This window comes from Pseudomonas sp. MH9.3 (assembly GCF_034354675.1).
In the GTDB taxonomy this organism is placed as follows: Bacteria; Pseudomonadota; Gammaproteobacteria; order Pseudomonadales; family Pseudomonadaceae; genus Aquipseudomonas.
This window is the reverse complement of sequence record NZ_CP133785.1, coordinates 5183394-5200626: the sequence shown is the minus strand read 5'-3', so window position 1 is coordinate 5200626 and position 17233 is coordinate 5183394. Positions and strand designations below refer to the sequence as shown.

The following is a 17233-nucleotide window of genomic DNA, read 5'->3' as shown; positions in this document are numbered from 1 at the left end:
CCATGTCGAAATTTTTTATCGACCGTCCCATTTTCGCCTGGGTGATCGCCCTGGTGATCATGTTGGTCGGCGCACTCTCGATCCTGAAGCTGCCCATCAATCAGTACCCGGCCATCGCGCCAACCGCCATCGACATCCAGGTGACCTACCCGGGCGCGTCCGCACAAACCGTGCAGGACACCGTGGTGCAGGTGATCGAGCAACAGCTCAACGGTATCGACAACCTGCGCTATGTGGCCTCGGACAGTAACTCCGACGGCAGCATGACCATCACCGCGACGTTCAACCAGGGGACCAACCCGGACATCGCCCAGGTGCAGGTGCAGAACAAGCTGAACCTGGCGACCCCATTGCTGCCGCAGGAAGTGCAGCAGCAGGGTATCCGCGTGACCAAGTCGGTGAAGAACTTCCTGATGGTAATCGGTCTGGTGTCCGAAGACGGCAGCATGACCAAGGACGACCTCTCCAACTACATCGTGTCCAACATCCAGGACCCGATTTCGCGTACTTCGGGCGTCGGTGACTTCCAGGTGTTCGGCTCGCAGTACGCGATGCGCATCTGGCTGGACCCGGCCAAGCTGAACAACTTCCAGCTCACCCCGGTTGACGTCAGCAACGCCATCGCCGCGCAGAACGTGCAGGTGGCCACCGGCCAACTGGGCGGCCTGCCTGCCCTGCCCGGCACCCAGCTGAACGCGACGATCATCGGCAAGACCCGTCTGCAAAACGCCGAGCAGTTCGGCAATATCCTGATGAAGGTAAATGCCGACGGCTCCCAGGTGCGCCTGCATGACGTGGCCCGCATCGAACTGGGCGGCCAGAACTACAGCATCAGCGCGCAGTTCAACGGCAACCCGGCATCCGGTATGGCGATCAAGCTCGCCTCGGGCGCCAACGCCCTGGACACCGCCAAGGCCATCCGCGCCACGGTGGCGTCGCTGGAACCGTTCTTCCCGCCAGGCATGAAGGCAGTGGTGCCGTATGACACCACGCCAGTGGTCACCGAATCGATCTCCGGTGTCGTACACACCCTGATCGAAGCGATCGTGCTGGTGTTCCTGGTGATGTTCCTGTTCCTGCAGAACTTCCGCGCCACCATCATCACCACCATGACCGTACCGGTGGTATTGCTGGGCACCTTCGGTATCCTCGCGGCGTTCGGTTTCACCATCAACACCCTGACCATGTTCGGCATGATCCTCGCCATCGGCCTGCTGGTGGACGACGCCATCGTGGTGGTGGAAAACGTCGAGCGGGTGATGGCCGAGGAGCACCTGTCGCCCAAGGAGGCGACGGTCAAATCCATGGGCCAGATCCAGGGCGCCCTGGTGGGTATTGCCCTGGTGCTCTCGGCGGTACTGTTGCCGATGGCGTTCTTCGGCGGCTCCACCGGTGTGATCTACAAACAGTTCTCCATCACCATCGTTTCGGCCATGGCGCTGTCGGTACTGGTTGCGCTGATCTTCACCCCGGCGCTGTGCGCCACCATGCTCAAGCCGATCGATCCGGAAAAACACGGCCAACCCAAGCGCGGTTTCTTCGGCTGGTTCAACCGCACCTTCGACCGTGGCGTACTGAGCTACGAGCGCGGCGTGGGCAACATGATCAAGCACAAGATCCCGGCGTTCCTGGTGTACCTGCTGATCTTCGCCGGCATGATCTGGCTGTTCATGCGTATCCCGGCCGCGTTCCTGCCCGACGAAGACCAGGGCGTGATCTTTGCCCAGGTGCAGACCCCGGTCGGCTCCACGGCTGAACGCACGCAAAAAGTCATCGACGACATGCGTATCTACCTGCTCAACGACAAGGAAGGCGAGCCGGGCGAAGGCAAGGGCGTGAAATCGGTATTTACCGTGAACGGCTTCAACTTCGCCGGTCGCGGCCAGAGCTCGGGCCTGGCCTTCGTGATGCTCAAACCGTGGGATGAGCGTGACGATTCCACCTCGGTGTTCGAGATCGCCAAGCGCGCCCAGGGTTACTTCATGCAGACGTTCCAGGACGCCATGGTGTTTGCCATCGTGCCGCCGTCGGTACTGGAGCTGGGTAACGCCACCGGTTTCGACGTGTTCCTGCAGGACCAGGGTGGTGTCGGCCATGAGAAATTGATGGCGGCACGCAACCAGTTCCTCGGCATGGCCGCCCAGAGCAAGATCCTCGCCGGTGTGCGCCCCAACGGCGTGAACGATGAGCCGCAGTACGAGCTCACCGTCGACGACGAGAAGGCCAGTGCCCAGGGGATCACGCTGTCGAACATCAACCAGACCCTGGCGATTGCCCTGGGTGGCAGCTACGTCAACGACTTCATCGACCGTGGCCGTGTGAAGAAGGTGTACGTACAAGGTGAAGCGGCCAGCCGCATGTCGCCTGAAGACCTGAACAAATGGTACGTGCGCAGCGACTCCGGGAAGATGGTGCCGTTGTCGGCCATCGCCTCGGGCAAGTGGATCTACGGCTCGCCGAAACTGTCGCGCTATAACGGCGTGGCGGCGATGGAAATCCTCGGCACCCCGGCACCGGGCTACAGCACCGGTGACGCGATGGCCGAGGTCGAGCGCATCGCCAAGCAATTGCCGGCCGGTATCGGCTACGCATGGACCGGCCTGTCGTACGAAGAACGCCTGTCCGGCTCGCAGGCGCCTGCGCTGTACGCGCTGTCGCTGCTGGTGGTGTTCCTGTGCCTGGCGGCACTTTACGAAAGCTGGTCGATCCCGATAGCGGTGGTCCTCGTGGTGCCGCTGGGTGTGGTGGGGGCGTTGATCGCCACCAGCATGCGCGGCTTGTCCAACGACGTGTTCTTCCAGGTAGGCTTGCTGGTGACGGTAGGCCTGGCGGCGAAAAACGCCATCCTGATCGTGGAGTTCGCCAAGGAACTCCACGAACAGGGCAAGGGCATCGTCGAGGCGGCCATCGAGGCCTCCCGCATGCGTCTGCGCCCGATCATCATGACCTCCATGGCGTTCATCCTCGGCGTACTGCCGCTGGCGATCTCCTCGGGCGCAGGTTCAGGCAGCCAACATGCCATCGGTACCGGCGTGATCGGCGGTATGATCACCGCAACCGTGCTGGCGATCTTCTGGGTGCCACTGTTCTTCGCAACCGTGTCGGCCATCGGCAAGCGCAAAAAGACTGAAACCACGCAAACCCCTAACGAGGCTGGCCAATGAGCAAGTCGCTACTTTCCCTAGCCGTCACCGCCTTCGTGCTCAGTGGCTGCTCGCTGATACCTGACTATCAGCGCCCCGAAGCGCCGGTGGCCGCGCAGTACCCGCAGGGGCCGGCGTATTCGTCGGCCCAGGCGCCGGGCCAGGCGGCTGCCGAACAAGGCTGGAAGCAGTTTTTCCACGATCCTGCCCTGCAGCAACTGATCCAGACCGCCCTGGTGAACAACCGCGACCTGCGCGTCGCGGCGCTGAACATCGACGCGTATGCCGCGCAGTACCGCATCCAGCGTGCCGACCTGTTCCCGGCCGTGTCGGCCAACGGTGCCGGCAGCCGCCAGCGCACCCCGGCACGTATGTCGCAGACCGGTCAATCGGGCATCACCAGCCAGTACTCGGCCACCCTCGGGATCAGCTCATACGAGCTGGACCTGTTCGGCCGTGTGCGCAGCCTGAGTGAAGAGGCCCTGCAAAAATACTTCGCCACCGAAGAAGCACGGCGCAGCACGCAGATCAGCCTGGTGGCCAGCGTGGCCAACGCCTACCTGACCTGGCAGGCCGACAAGGAACTGCTCAAGCTCACTCAGGACACCCTGGGCGCGTTCGAACAGAGCTTCAAGCTCACCTCGCGCAGCAGCGAAGTCGGCGTGGCCTCGGCCCTCGACCTCAGCCAGGCACGCACCTCGGTGGAAAACGCCCGGGTGCAACTGGCACGCTACACGCGCCAGGTGGCCCAGGACGAAAACAGCCTGACCCTGCTGCTGGGCACCGGGCTGCCGGCGAATATCGCCAGCAAGCCACTGTCCGATGACCTGCTCGCCGAAGTGCCGGCCGGGTTGCCCTCGGACCTGCTGCAACGACGTCCCGACATCGTGCAGGCCGAGTACAACCTCAAGGCGGCCAACGCGAATATCGGCGCAGCCCGCGCGGCGTTCTTCCCGAGCATCAGCCTGACGGCCAACGCCGGCACCCTGAGCCCGGACCTGGGCGGCCTGTTCAAGGGCGGCTCGGGTACCTGGTCGTTTGCCCCGCAGATCAACATCCCGATCTTCAATGCCGGCAGCCTGCGCGCCAGCCTGGACTACTCGAAGATCCAGAAAGAAATCAACGTGGCCAACTACGAGAAGGCCATCCAGACCGGCTTCCAGGAAGTGTCCGACGGCCTCGCCGCGCGTGAGACCTACAAGCAGCAACTGGACGCCCAGCGCGGCTTCGTCGCGGCCAACCAGGATTACTACCGCCTGGCCGAACGTCGCTACCGCATTGGCGTGGACAGCAACCTGACCTTCCTCGACGCCCAGCGCCAGCTGTTCAGTGCCCAGCAGTCGCTGATCACCGACCGCCTGGCGCAGCTCACCAGCGAGGTCAACCTGTACAAGGCCCTCGGCGGTGGCTGGAATGCGCAGACCGCGCAGAACGAGCCCGTGAAAGAAGAAGCCCCGACGTTGAAGTTGTTCTGACCGCCCGGATGTAATCAAAAACCGCTTCCGTCATCGGAAGCGGTTTTTTTATGCCTCTCTTTTAACCGCGCCAACTTGCGTTCGATCATCGCCCAAAACCCGCCCTGCCCCACTTTCATCGCTCCCACACCGCCCCGCACCATGCGCGCACCTGCATAACCCCAATAACAACAGGTCCTACGCCATGAGCACGTTTCGCCCGCGCCAGCTATTGCTGGCAACCGCTGTCGCAAGCCTTGCCCTGCCCGTCTGCGCCGAGGAACACGGCTTTCTCGAAGACGCCAGCGCCAACCTCAACTTGCGCAATTTCTTCTTCAACCGCAATTTCACCAACCCGACCAGAGCCCAGGGCGGCGCGCAGGAGTGGACGCAGAGTTTCATCCTCGATGCCCGCTCCGGCTTCACCCAGGGCACGGTCGGCTTTGGCGTGGATGTGCTGGGCCTGTACTCGCTCAAGCTCGATGGCGGGCGCGGCACTGGCGGCACCCAGTTGCTGCCGCTGGACCGTGATGGCCGCCCGGCGGACGACTTCGGGCGCCTGGGCGTGGCGTTCAAGGCGCGCATTTCCAAAACCGAACTGAAGGTCGGCGAATGGATGCCGGTGCTGCCGATCCTGCGCGCCGACGATGGCCGCTCCCTGCCGCAGACGTTGCGCGGCGGGCAGATCACCGCGAAGGAAATCGACGGCCTGACCCTCTATGGCGGCCAGTTCCGCGCCAACAGCCCGCGTGACGACAGCAGCATGACTGACCTGTCGATGGTCGGCAGAACCGCGTTCACCTCCGACCGCTTCAACTTCCAGGGCGGCGAATACGCGTTCAACGACAAGCGCACCCAGATCGGCCTGTGGAATGCCCAGCTCAAGGACATCTACAGCCAGCAGTTCATCAACCTGATCCACAGCCAGCCCCTGGGCGACTGGACCCTGGGCGCCAACCTCGGGTTTTTCTACGGCACCGACGACGGCAGCGCCCGCGCCGGCAAGCTGGACAACAAGACCTGGTCCGGCCTGTTCTCCGCACGCTACGGCGGCAACACCTTCTATGTGGGCCTGCAAAAACTCAGCGGCGACAGCCAATGGATGCGCGTCAACGGCACCAGCGGCGGCACCCTGGCCAATGACAGCTACAACTCGAGCTACGACAACGCCGAGGAAAAATCCTGGCAGGTGCGCCATGACTACAACTTTGCCGCCCTCGGCGTGCCAGGGCTGACCTTGATGAACCGCTACATCAGCGGCAGCAACGTGCACACCGGCAGCGTGACGGACGGCAAGGAATGGGGCCGCGAAAGCGAATTGGGCTACACCGTGCAAAGCGGCAGCCTGAAAAACCTGACGATGCGCTGGCGCAATTCCAGCATGCGGCGTGACTACAGCAACAATGAGTTCGACGAAAACCGCTTGATTGTCAGCTACCCCATCAGCCTGCTGTAACCCCGCAACAGCCACGATCTGATGGGTCGTGGCTGTTTTTGTAGCAAATTGCCTCATTTACCGCATGAACGTTTCCCTGCCATGGCACGACTGAAGGGCATGCGCTGTAAGACGGCGCTACACATCACCTTATCCGACACACAGGTACAGGCCATGACCACAGTCACTTCCCATCACAACCACGCCATGGCGCCCGAACGACCGTCGGCCAACACACCGTCCGGCCCACCGCCTGTTCAGACCCACAGAAGGGTGTTGGTGGATGATGGAAATCTGCGCGCCGGTCAGGCACTCACCCTGGGCCTGAAAAACCCTGAGCGTCCAGAGACGCTGGCGAATGTTCTGTTCCTCGAAACAGGTGAACGCGCCGACCGGATTCATATCAGCCAACGCCCTGATGGCCAGCTGTACGCTCAGGTGAACGGTCGTGATTACGTACTCGATACCCCAGACGGGCGCTCGAACATTCCAACCCTGCTCCACATCAAGTCCGCCGCGGGCGACGACCGTATTACCATCGCCCCCAACGTCAACGTACGTGTCGAGATCGACGCCGGAGACGGCAATGATGTGGTCCAGGCGGGCGGCGGCAAAACCTGCGTGTATGGCGGGCGTGGCGATGACGATATTACCCTCGGCAGCCACACCGGCTACGCCGAAGGCAATGAGGGCAACGACATACTCAAAGGTGGCCGGGGCCACACGGTAATGTACGGCAATGCCGGCAATGATCGCCTGTACGCCGGCAGCGGGCCGGCCGATAAACAGAGCCATCTTGATGGCGGTACAGGCAACGACCACCTGTACGCAGGCAACGGGCACACGGTGCTCAACGGTGGCCTGGGTGACGACCTGCTGGTGGGCCACGGCAACACCACATTTTACTCAGGGCCAGGGCGCAACACCTTGCGCGCGACTGCGATCAAGGCGCGCATCCATGCACAAGCGACAGATCGCCTGATGAAAACACAAGGCTCAACGGTCACCCGTGTGACACCTACCGACGCAGGCCGACAAGCCTTCAGTATCCAGGGGCCACCTGACTTCGTTGCGCGAGTCGAAGACGATCTGACCTTGCTTCGCGCATCGCCACAAGGGCAAAAGATGCTGAAAGCGCTGGATGAGATGGCCGTAAAAAATGGCGGTCCGGTTCTCATCGTGCCCAGTGATCGCGGTAACTCCTACCGTTTCTGGAGCACCGAGCTGCAACACCTGGCTCAGGACAATCAGGTTCCCACTGAACGCACTGACCCAAAGTGGGGTTACATACAGGACGGGGTACCGGGGTCACGGGCCGACAAAGGCACGATTTTCTACAACCCGGCCACTATTTACGGGACGGACCCGTTGTTCTTGCCGCTCAACCAGCTTTTCCATGAAATGGCGCACGCCTGGAATGGCGCCAACGGCACCTTCCTGCCAGGTGCGAGCGCGCCGACCAGCGATCAACCCGAGCGCCCGGGCCCACCCAACAGCGAACTGCAAGCCGTCGGCCTGGTGAGCAACGCGCCGCCTTTCGACTTCGACAACAACGCCTCCACCCCTCCCACCTCAACCAACCCAGCCCCGTTTACCGAAAACACGCTAAACGCAGAAATGGGCCTGGCGCTGCGAACCCGCTACGCCTGAATCAGACTCGCCTGGCCAGGCGGCCATTTATACCGGTGATCGCGGCGTGTGCATGCTGTATCGTGCACGCGCCCTCACACGGTAAAGGAACCTCAACGACACGGACGCCTACCTCTTCGCCAAGGCCGCCATGAAATACCTCATTGTCCTTTTGTCGGTTCTGCTCAGCGGCTGTATCGGCCAACCCATCGCCCTCACGCCGCAGACCGCGCAGCGTTTGCAGGCTCAGGCGCCGATCCGTTTTCTCATCACCTTCGATGACGGCCCCAGCGCCTCGGGCTACAACAACCCGAGCCGTTCGGTGTTGGGTGACCTGGCGCACAACCCGATTTTACCGGGTATCAAGGCGGTGTTTTTCGTGCAGACCGAAGGGGCGCGTTCCGGCGGCAGTCCGCGCGGGCGCAAGACCCTGGTGCGTGAATTCGCCGCCGGGCATGTGCTGGGGTTCCACACCGCCACCGCGTTTCATACCAACCACCGCTGGTTGAGCGATGCCGAACTGGCGCGCACCCTCAGCCTGGGCGCAGCGGACATTGCCGGGATCACCGGCGCACCGCCCGTGCTGGTACGTCCGCCGTTCTGGAATTACGACAAGCGCACCTTCGCCGCCTACCAGCGCCATGGCATGGCCGTGTTGCTCACCGACCTGAGCGCCAACGACGGCAAGATCTGGGGCTTCAACGCCAGCCCCCGGCGGCGCGCCAACCTGTACCGGCAGTTGTCGGTGGTGCGCGAACACATTGCCCTGGGTGAGCTGCCGACGGTGGACGGGGTGATTCCGGTGGTGGTGACCTTCCACGATATCAACCGCTATACCGCGCGGCATCTGCAGGAGTATCTGCAGATCCTGCTGGACAGCGCGCGCGTCAACGGCATGAAGACCGCCGCCGAGCCGTTCTACACCGACACCGCCGCCCTGCAACGCGCGGCGCTGGCACGCACGGTCAAGGATGTGAATGCGCCGGTGCACCTGCCGGGGGTGTGGAATTGGGTGTGGGATGCCGATTCACACTGATGTGTTGAGCCTGTGAGAATCCCCTGTGGGAGGGGGCTTGCTCCCACCTTTCTGAGCGTATTTCACGTCGGATCTTGTTGGCGAGACTCAACCCCCAACTCATCCCACACCGATTCGGCCAGGTGGAACGTGGCGTTCGCCGCTGGAATCCCGCAGTAGATCGCGCTCTGCATCAGCACTTCCTTGATCTCGGCACGGGTCACGCCATTGCTCGCGGCGGCGCGCAGGTGCAGTTTCAACTCTTCACTGCGGTTCATGCCGATCAGCATGGCGATGGTGATCAGGCTGCGGGTATGCCGAGGCAAGCCCGGGCGGGTCCAGATATCGCCCCAGGCGTGACGGGTGATCATCTCCTGGAACTCGCCGTTGAACTCGGTCAGGGCGTTGAGGCTGCGATCGACATGGGCATCGCCGAGCACTTCGCGGCGCACCTTGAGTCCCTCGGCATAACGTTGTTTCTCGTCCACAAAAAGCTCCTCTGAACAGGAAATGTGGCGAACGGATTTTTTGTGGCAAGCCCGCTCACCACAGCCACACCGCTCGCCATTGCAAGACCAGCCATCACTGGGTCAGTGGGCCAGCAGAAACTCGATAACGCGGTCGCTGAACGCGGCGCCCGCTTGAACGTTGGACAGGTGCGCCGCATAGAACTCGGCGTACTCGGCGCCCTGCACATGGTTCTGGATAAAGTGGCCGCCGGCCGGCGGTGTCACGGCATCTTCAGTGCCGGCGATCACCAGCGTCGGCACCTTGATCGAGACCAGTTGCGCGCGCAAATCCGCGTCGCGCACGGCGGCACAGTTGGCGGCGTAGCCCTCGGGCGAGGTATTGGCGAGCATGTCGGTGATCTGTTGCGCCTGATGCGGATTCGCCGCCGCAAAGTCAGCGGTGAACCAGCGGGCAATCGACGCATCGCGCAGCGCCACCATTGCCGCCGCGCCGTCCCGCAGCACGGTCTCGATGCGCGGGTCCCACACCTCGGGGGTGCCGATCTTCGCAGCGGTATTGCACACCACCAGGCGCTGCAGGCGTGTGCCGGCGTTGATGCCCAGCCATTGGCCGATCAGCCCGCCCATGGACAGCCCGCAGAAATGTGCGCGCTGGATACCCAGCCCATCCAGCAGCGCCAGCACGTCGCGGCCCAGTTGCTCGATGCTGTAGGGCCCCGGCGTGACCAGTGACTTGCCATGACCACGGGTGTCGCAGCGCAGCACACGAAAATGCCGGGTAAACGCTGGCATCTGGATATCCCACATATGCAGGTCGGTGCCCAGGGAGTTGGACAGCACCAGCACGGGGGCATCGGCAGGCCCGTCGAGTTGGTAATGCAGTTCGCCGTCGGCGAGTTGGACAAAGGGCACGGCAGCCTCCTCAGGCGTTCAAGGCAAAATGTTCGGTGACGGCGCGGCTGACCCAGGTGTGTGCCTGGCCCAGGTAGTGCGCCGGATCGAGCAGGCGGTCCAGTTCGGTGGCTGACAGCTCGGCGGTGATCTGCGCTTCATCGGCCAGCACCGCGCGCAAATGCCGACCCTCGGCGACCGCACGCTGGCAGCATTGCTCCAGCAGATGATGCGCGGTTTCGCGGCCCAGGCGTTGGGCGAGCACGATGCTGACTGCTTCGGCGAGCACCAGGCCCTGGGTGAGGTCGAGATTGCGCGCCATGCGTTCAGCGTCGACCTCCAGGCCTTCACTCATCAGTAGCGCCTGCTTCAGCGCACCGGACACCAGCCGGCAGATGTCCGGCAGGGTTTCCCATTCGGCGTGCCACAAGCCCAGGCTGCGTTCGTGCTCCTGGGGCATGGCGCTGAACAGGGTCGCCACCAGCCCCGGCACGCGGGTGGCGGCGCTGATCAGCACGGCGGCGCCCACCGGATTACGCTTGTGCGGCATGGTGGATGAACCGCCCTTGCCCGGCGCCGACGGCTCGAAGACTTCAGCGGCTTCGGTCTGCATCAGCAGGCTGATGTCGCGGCCCAGCTTGCCGAGGCTGCCGGCGATCAGGCCAAGCACCGCAGCGAACTCCACCAGACGGTCACGCTGGGTGTGCCAGGGTTGTTCGGGCAGGCTCAATTGCAACTCCGTCGCCAGCGCCTCGGCCACCGGCATGGCCTGCTCACCCAGCGCCGCCAGGGTGCCGGACGCACCGCCAAACTGCAGCACCAGCACGCGTGGCTTCAACTGCGCCAGGCGCTGGCGACTGCGAGTCACCGCTCCCAGCCAACCGGCGATTTTCATCCCCAGGGTGACCGGCGTGGCGTGCTGCAGCCAGGTGCGCCCGGCCAGTGGCACCGCTGCGTAGCGCTGGGCCTGGGCAGCGAGAACGTCCCCCAGGCGCGCCAGGTCCGCGTCGATCAATGCCAGTGCCTGGCGCACCTGGAGAACCAGGCCGGTGTCCATCACGTCCTGGCTGGTTGCGCCCAAATGCACATAGCGCTCGGCCCCGGCGTCCTCGCTGGCAATCAACTTGCCCAGTGCCTTGACCAGCGGGATGGCCGAATTCCCCGAGGTGGCAATCGCCACGCCCAGGGCGTCGACGTCGTACAGCGAGGCCAGGCACGCCTGGGCAATCGGCGCGACGGCGGCCTGCGGAATCAACCCGACCCGGGCCTGCGCGCGGGCCAGCGCCGCCTCGAAATCCAGCATGCCTTGCAAGCGGCCCTGGTCGCAGAACACCTCGGCCATGCTGTCGGTGGTGAAGTAGGCGTCGAACAATTGGTTGCTCGTGCGCAGCGTCATAACGGATCCCTTACAAATCGTGGTGCAGGTACTCTGCCTGTTTCGGCAGGCGCAGGCTGAACAGGAACGCCACGGCCATCATGCCGGTGACGTACCAGTAAAAGGTGTTTTCCATGCCCAGGGACTTGAGGCCCAGCGCCACGTACTCCGCCGAACCGCCGAAGATCGCGTTGGCCACGGCGTAAGCGAAGCCTACGCCAAGGGCGCGTACGTGGGGCGGGAACATCTCGGCTTTGACCAGCCCGCTGATCGAGGTATAGAAACTGACGATAGCAAGCGCCAGGGAGATCAGCACAAACGCCAGGAACGGGTTTGTCACGGTTTTCAGGGTCATCAGGATCGGCACCGTGCACAGGGTGCCAAGGGCGCCGAACCAGAGCATCGAAGTGCGCCGGCCGATCCGGTCCGAGAGCATGCCGAACAGCGGCTGCATGCACATATACACAAACAGCGCGCCGGTCATGATGTAGCTGGCGGTCTTGGCGTGCATGCCGGCGGTGTTCACCAGGTATTTCTGCATGTAGGTGGTAAAGGTGTAGAAAATCAGCGAGCCGCCGGCGGTGTAGCCGAGCACGGTGATGAATGCCCCTCGGTGATCGCGGAACAACGCGGCTATGCTGCCGGCGTCCTTGTCCTGGCGCACTTGCGTGCTGGCGGTTTCCTTAAGGGTGCGACGCAGCAACAGGGAGATGACTGCTGCAATGGCGCCGATCACGAACGGAATGCGCCAGCCCCAGGCATGCAACTCTTCGTCGCTGAGAATCTGTTGCAGGATCACCAGCACCAGCACCGCCAGCAGTTGCCCGCCGATCAGGGTCACATACTGGAACGAAGCGAAGAAACCGCGCTGGCCCTTGAGGGCGACTTCACTCATGTAGGTGGCGGTGGTGCCGTATTCGCCCCCCACCGACAAGCCCTGGAACAGCCGCGCCATCAGCAGCAGCACCGGCGCCCAGACACCGATGTCCTTGTAGGTGGGCAGAAAGGCGATAACCAGTGAGCCGGCGCACATCATCAGCACCGAAATCATCATCGAGTTCTTGCGCCCGTGCTTGTCGGCCACCCGGCCAAACAGCCAGCCACCGATGGGCCGCATCAGGAACCCGGCGGCGAACACACCGGCGGTGTTGAGCAACTGCACCGTGGGTTCGTCCGAGGGGAAAAACGCCGGGGCAAAGTAGATGGCGCAGAAGGCGTAGACATAGAAGTCGAACCATTCGACAAGGTTGCCGGAGGACGCGCCGACGATTGCAAAAATACGTTTGCGGCGTTCTTCCCCGGTGTAGTGAATCGTTGTTGTTGTCATGGTTTTTTACTCAGTGGGACGGGTATAGCCTAGACATACTTTGCAACAACCATGTCTTGCAAGAAGAGTTTGAGGGTGTTCTGACTCAAAGGGCCTCATCGGGAACAAGCCCCCTCCCACATTTTTGAATGTATTCACCAATCAAAATGTGGGAGGGGGCTTGCTCCCGATTGGATGTCAGGCCAACTCAGTAATCGAAAAACACTGTTTCCCTGTCGGTGCCCTGCAAAATCACATTCCACTGATACACACCGGCCCCATCCTGCTCGGCAATCAACGTCGCGCGCCGCTCGGCCGGCACACAGGCCAGCAACGGGTCATCCCGATTCAACGCCTCGCCGGCAAAATAAATCCGTGTAAGCAAGTGCTTCACCAGGCCCCGTGCGAATACCAGCACCACCAGGTGCGGCGCCTGGGTCGTACCCTTGAGCCCGGGAACGCTGCCCGGCTTGATCGTGGTAAAGCGGAACCGCCCTTCGGCATCCACCGGCACGCGGCCGAAGCCTTCGAAGTTCGGGTCGACGGGTTTGGCCTGCTCATCCTCCGGGTGGTCGTACTTGCCGGCGGCGTTGGCCTGCCAGACCTCCAGCATGGCGTCGTTGACGACATCGCCGTTGCCGTCCACCACTTGCCCGCTGATCGCCACGCGGTCGCCCAGCGTGGCGGCGACGGTCAAGTCCTCGCGGTTCAGCCAGGTCAGGCCGATGTGGTAGTAAGGCCCCACCGTGTGGGACGTGGTTGCATACAGGCTCATCTCATTTCTCCATCGGCGTGGCGTCGCGGCCGCGCAGGACGATGTCCCAGCGGTAGCCGAGGGCATAGGAAGGAATGGTTTTTTCCAGGTCGAAGCTGGCGATCAGGCGCTGCTTGGCCGAGGTGTCCGGCACGCAGTTGTAGATCGGGTCGTATTCCAGCAGCGGGTCGCCGGGGAAGTACATCTGCGTCACCAACCGGGTCAGCACGCTGGGGCCGAACAGCGAAAAGTGGATATGCGCCGGGCGCCATGCGTTGTGGTGATTGCCCCACGGGTAGGCACCGGGCTTGATGGTCTGGAACTGGTACCAGCCATCGGCGTCGGTGACGGTGCGGCCGGTGCCGGTAAAGTTGGGGTCCAGCGGCGCATCGTGCAGGTCGCGCGGGTGGTTGTAGCGGCCGGCGGCGTTGGCCTGCCAGATTTCCACCAGAATGCCCGGCACCGGCAAACCGTTTTCGTCCAGCACACGGCCATGGATGATGATGCGTTCGCCTTGCGGCTCGCCGTCATGCTGGGCGGTGAGGTCGTTGTCGGTCTCATTGACCCGCTCGGCGCCGATGCTCGGGCCGGTGATTTCCGACAGGGAATGGGGCAGGAACACCAGCGGCCGGGACGGCGAACGCAGGTTCGTCGACTGGTAGGCCGGGTGCAGGTAATCAGGTTGAGTGCCCGCTTGCGGGCGCCGGTAACCGGGCTTGTCACTCATGGAGCAATCCTCTCTTATTAGACGCGTTCAATCGCCAGGGCCAAACCTTGGCCGACGCCCACGCACATAGTCGCCAGGCCTTTACGGCCCCCGGTTTTTTCCAACTGATGCAGGGCTGTCAGTACCAACCGCGCACCGCTCATGCCCAACGGATGGCCAAGCGCAATGGCGCCGCCGTTTGGGTTGACCTGCGGCGCGTCGTCGGCAATCCCCAGCTCACGCAGCACCGCCAGGCCCTGGCTGGCAAAGGCTTCATTGAGTTCGATCACATTGAAATCGCTGACGGCCAGGCCCAGGCGCTCCACCAGCTTGCGCACCGCCGGCACCGGGCCGATGCCCATCACACGCGGCGCAACACCGGCGCTGGCCATGCCCAATACCCGGGCGCGGGCCGTGAGGCCGTGTTTTTTCACCGCGTCGGCGGACGCCAGAATCAGCGCCGCCGCACCGTCGTTCACGCCTGACGCGTTGCCGGCGGTGACGGTCTTGTCAGGGCCGTTGACCGGCTTGAGTTTGGTCAGGGCCTCAAGGGTGGTGTCCCGTGGATGCTCATCGTGCTCCACCAGGGTTTCGCCTTTTTTATGGGCGACCCGCACCGGCACGATTTCTTCGGCAAAGAAGCCGGCAGCCTGGGCAGCGGCCGTGCGTTGCTGGCTGCGCAGGGCAAAGGCGTCCTGATCGGCGCGGGACACGTTGTAGTCATCGGCAACGTTGTCGGCGGTCTGCGGCATCGCGTCCACGCCGTACTGGGCTTTCATCAAGGGGTTGATAAAACGCCAGCCGATGGTGGTGTCTTCAAGCTTCATGTTGCGCGAAAACGCGGCGTCGGCCTTGCCCATCACGAACGGTGCACGGGACATCGACTCGACGCCGCCGGCAATCGTCAGCTCCATTTCGCCGCTGGCGATGGCGCGAAAGGCAGTGCCGATGGCGTCCATGCCCGAGGCGCACAAACGGTTGAGGGTTACGCCGGGAATGCTCTGCGGCAGGCCGGCCAGCAACAGCGCCATGCGCGCGACGTTGCGGTTGTCTTCGCCGGCCTGGTTGGCGCAGCCGAGGAACACCTCGTCCACCGCGTTCCAGTCCACCGACGGGTTGCGCTCCATCAGCGCCTTGATCGGCAGCGCGGCCAGGTCATCGGCGCGCACCGTGGACAAGCCACCACCAAAGCGGCCGATGGGGGTGCGAATGGCATCACAGATAAATACGTCGCGCATCAGGCTTCTCCAGGCGCTTGGCCGTGGGCGGCGGCCGTGCGGGCTTCAAGGTCACGCAGGGCGGTCAGTTCGACCTCTGTCGGTGCGGCACTGGTGTCGACCTGATCGGCAAAGCGAATCGCCCAACCGGTGGCGGCCATTACTTGCTCGCGGGTGACCCCGGGGTGCAGCGCGGTGACCACGAACTCATGGGTGCCCTCTTCCGGTTCCATGATGCACAGGTCGGTAATAATGCCCACAGGTCCGGCACCCGGCAGGCCCAGGCGCTTGCGTGAATCACCGCCTTCGCCGTGACCGACCGAAGTGATGAAGTCCAGCTTGTCGACAAACGAGCGCGCCGACTGCTTGAGGATGATCAGCACGCTTTTGGCGGAGCCGGCGATTTCCGGCGCGCCACCGGCACCCGGCAGGCGTACTTTGGGCTGGTGATAGTCACCGACCACGGTGGTGTTGATGTTGCCGAAACGGTCGACCTGGGCCGCACCGAGAAAGCCGACGTCGATGCGTCCGCCTTGCAGCCAGTAGCGGAAGATCTCGCCGGTGGGCACCACGGTGTCAGCGGTTTCCGCCAGTTCGCCATCGCCGATGGACAGCGGCAACACGGAAGGCTTGGCGCCAATCGGGCCGGACTCGTAGATCAGCACCACATCGGGCGATGAGGTCAGGCGCGCCAGGTTGGCGGCCTTGGACGGCAGGCCGATGCCGACAAAGCATACCGAGCCGTTCTTGAGGCGGCGCGCGGCGGCGACGGTCATCATTTCGTTGGTCGAGTAAGCCATTACTTGGCCTCCTGCGCGGTGGCCAGCTTGGCCTGGAATTCACTGAAATCGGCAGTGCCGTGAATGTATTCGTCGATCCAGGCGGTAAAGGTCCCACGGTCGCGGGCAATCGGGTCCCACGCCTGATAGAAACGGTTGTCGCGCTCGTTGTAGCCGTGGGCGTAGGACGGATGTGCGCCGCCAGGTACATGGCACACGGCGGTCAGGGCCCAGGTCGGCAGCACGCAGCTGTTCATCGGCGCATTCAGATCGTCGACGATTTCCTCGACGGTAACGATGCAGCGCTTGGCTGCCAGGGCCGCTTCCTTCTGCACACCGAGAATGCCCCAGAGCAGCACGTTGCCCTTGCGGTCGGCTTTCTGCGCATGAATCACCGTGATGTCCGGGCGCACCGACGGCACCGCCGCCAGCACTTCGCCGGTAAATGGACAGGTCACGGTCTTGATCAGCGGGTTGACCTTGGGCAGGTCGGAACCGGCGTAGGCGCGCAGCACCGCGAAGGGCAGCCCGGAGGCTCCTGCAACGTAGGCGTTGGCGAGGTCTGCATGGCTGTGTTCTTCGATCTCCAGCGGCTGCGGCCACTGTTTTTCCACCGCGTCACGCAAGCGATGCAGAGAGCCCACACCCGGATTGCCGCCCCACGAGAAAATCAGCTTGCGCACACAGCCGGCACCGATCAACTGATCGTAGATCAGGTCGGGCGTCATGCGCACCAGCGTCAGGTCTTTCTTGCCCTGACGAATGATTTCATGGCCTGCGGCCGTAGGGATCAGGTGGGTGAAGCCTTCGAGAGCGACGGTGTCGCCGTCGTTCACGAAGCGCTTGACCGCATCACGCAGGGTGAGAATGTCAGCCATGGGGTGGGGCTCCCGGTGTGGATCGAAAAAGGCGCTGAGGTGGCGCCGAAGTGCCTGAAGATTAAGCCGAGGGCATGGCGCCAAACAATCCGATAATCGACTAAACGTTCGATAATCGAACATTTGTTAGCGAGCTAATTCAATCCAATGTGGGAGGGGGCTTGCTCCCGATAGGATTGTG

General features: G+C 63.2%; 14 protein-coding genes. 5 read left to right on the top strand and 9 right to left on the bottom strand.

Features of this window, described 5'->3' with window-relative positions; all coding sequences use genetic code 11:
• Nucleotides 1-2: 2 nt before the first annotated feature.
• From RHM60_RS23130 to RHM60_RS23110, 5 genes are all read left to right on the top strand, one after another.
• Nucleotides 3-3164, top strand: a complete 3162-nt coding sequence (locus tag RHM60_RS23130; RefSeq protein WP_231422040.1) for an efflux RND transporter permease subunit — start codon at nt 3-5, stop codon at nt 3162-3164.
• The gene (adeC, locus tag RHM60_RS23125) at nt 3161-4618 is read left to right on the top strand and encodes an AdeC/AdeK/OprM family multidrug efflux complex outer membrane factor (RefSeq protein ID WP_209989743.1); all 1458 of its coding nucleotides are present in this window, start codon (nt 3161-3163) and stop codon (nt 4616-4618) included. Before RHM60_RS23130 ends, adeC begins: the two co-directional genes overlap by 4 nt.
• A gap of 184 nt (nt 4619-4802) precedes the next feature.
• A complete protein-coding gene (locus RHM60_RS23120; protein ID WP_322212893.1) occupies nt 4803-6053 on the top strand; it encodes an OprD family porin in 1251 nt (416 codons plus the stop codon).
• 153 nt (nt 6054-6206) lie between these two features.
• Entirely contained in the window at nt 6207-7682 is a 1476-nt protein-coding gene (locus tag RHM60_RS23115) for a M91 family zinc metallopeptidase (protein WP_231422035.1), read from the top strand.
• 130 nt (nt 7683-7812) lie between these two features.
• Entirely contained in the window at nt 7813-8697 is an 885-nt protein-coding gene (locus RHM60_RS23110; RefSeq protein ID WP_209989735.1) for a polysaccharide deacetylase family protein, read from the top strand.
• Between the two features lie 62 nt (nt 8698-8759).
• Here the strand turns inward: RHM60_RS23110 and pcaC are convergent, their stop codons facing one another.
• The 9 genes from pcaC to RHM60_RS23065 form a co-directional block, all read right to left on the bottom strand.
• Nucleotides 8760-9164, bottom strand: a complete 405-nt coding sequence (gene pcaC, locus RHM60_RS23105; protein WP_057007855.1) for a 4-carboxymuconolactone decarboxylase — start codon at nt 9162-9164, stop codon at nt 8760-8762.
• A gap of 102 nt (nt 9165-9266) precedes the next feature.
• Complete coding sequence (gene pcaD, locus RHM60_RS23100; protein WP_209989733.1) at nt 9267-10058, bottom strand: 3-oxoadipate enol-lactonase; 792 nt, start codon at nt 10056-10058, stop codon at nt 9267-9269.
• A 10-nt stretch (nt 10059-10068) separates the two neighbouring features.
• Nucleotides 10069-11433, bottom strand: a complete 1365-nt coding sequence (locus tag RHM60_RS23095; RefSeq protein WP_322212889.1) for a 3-carboxy-cis,cis-muconate cycloisomerase — start codon at nt 11431-11433, stop codon at nt 10069-10071.
• Between the two features lie 10 nt (nt 11434-11443).
• Nucleotides 11444-12739, bottom strand: a complete 1296-nt coding sequence (locus RHM60_RS23090) for an MFS family transporter (protein WP_209989727.1) — start codon at nt 12737-12739, stop codon at nt 11444-11446.
• A gap of 187 nt (nt 12740-12926) precedes the next feature.
• Nucleotides 12927-13493, bottom strand: a complete 567-nt coding sequence (gene pcaG / locus RHM60_RS23085) for a protocatechuate 3,4-dioxygenase subunit alpha (protein WP_322212888.1) — start codon at nt 13491-13493, stop codon at nt 12927-12929.
• 1 nt (nt 13494) lies between these two features.
• Nucleotides 13495-14199 (bottom strand): protocatechuate 3,4-dioxygenase subunit beta, encoded by a 705-nt coding sequence (gene pcaH, locus RHM60_RS23080; RefSeq protein ID WP_209989722.1) that lies wholly within the window; start codon nt 14197-14199, stop codon nt 13495-13497.
• 17 nt (nt 14200-14216) lie between these two features.
• Nucleotides 14217-15419, bottom strand: coding sequence for a 3-oxoadipyl-CoA thiolase (pcaF, locus tag RHM60_RS23075; protein ID WP_322214662.1), 1203 nt, complete (start codon nt 15417-15419; stop codon nt 14217-14219).
• On the bottom strand, nt 15416-16195 hold the full coding sequence (locus RHM60_RS23070) for a CoA-transferase subunit beta (protein ID WP_209989718.1): 780 nt from the start codon (nt 16193-16195) through the stop codon (nt 15416-15418). Before RHM60_RS23070 ends, pcaF begins: the two co-directional genes overlap by 4 nt.
• A complete protein-coding gene (locus tag RHM60_RS23065) occupies nt 16195-17052 on the bottom strand; it encodes a CoA transferase subunit A (protein WP_209989716.1) in 858 nt (285 codons plus the stop codon). The genes RHM60_RS23070 and RHM60_RS23065 overlap by 1 nt, the downstream gene beginning before the upstream one ends.
• Nucleotides 17053-17233: the final 181 nt, after the last annotated feature.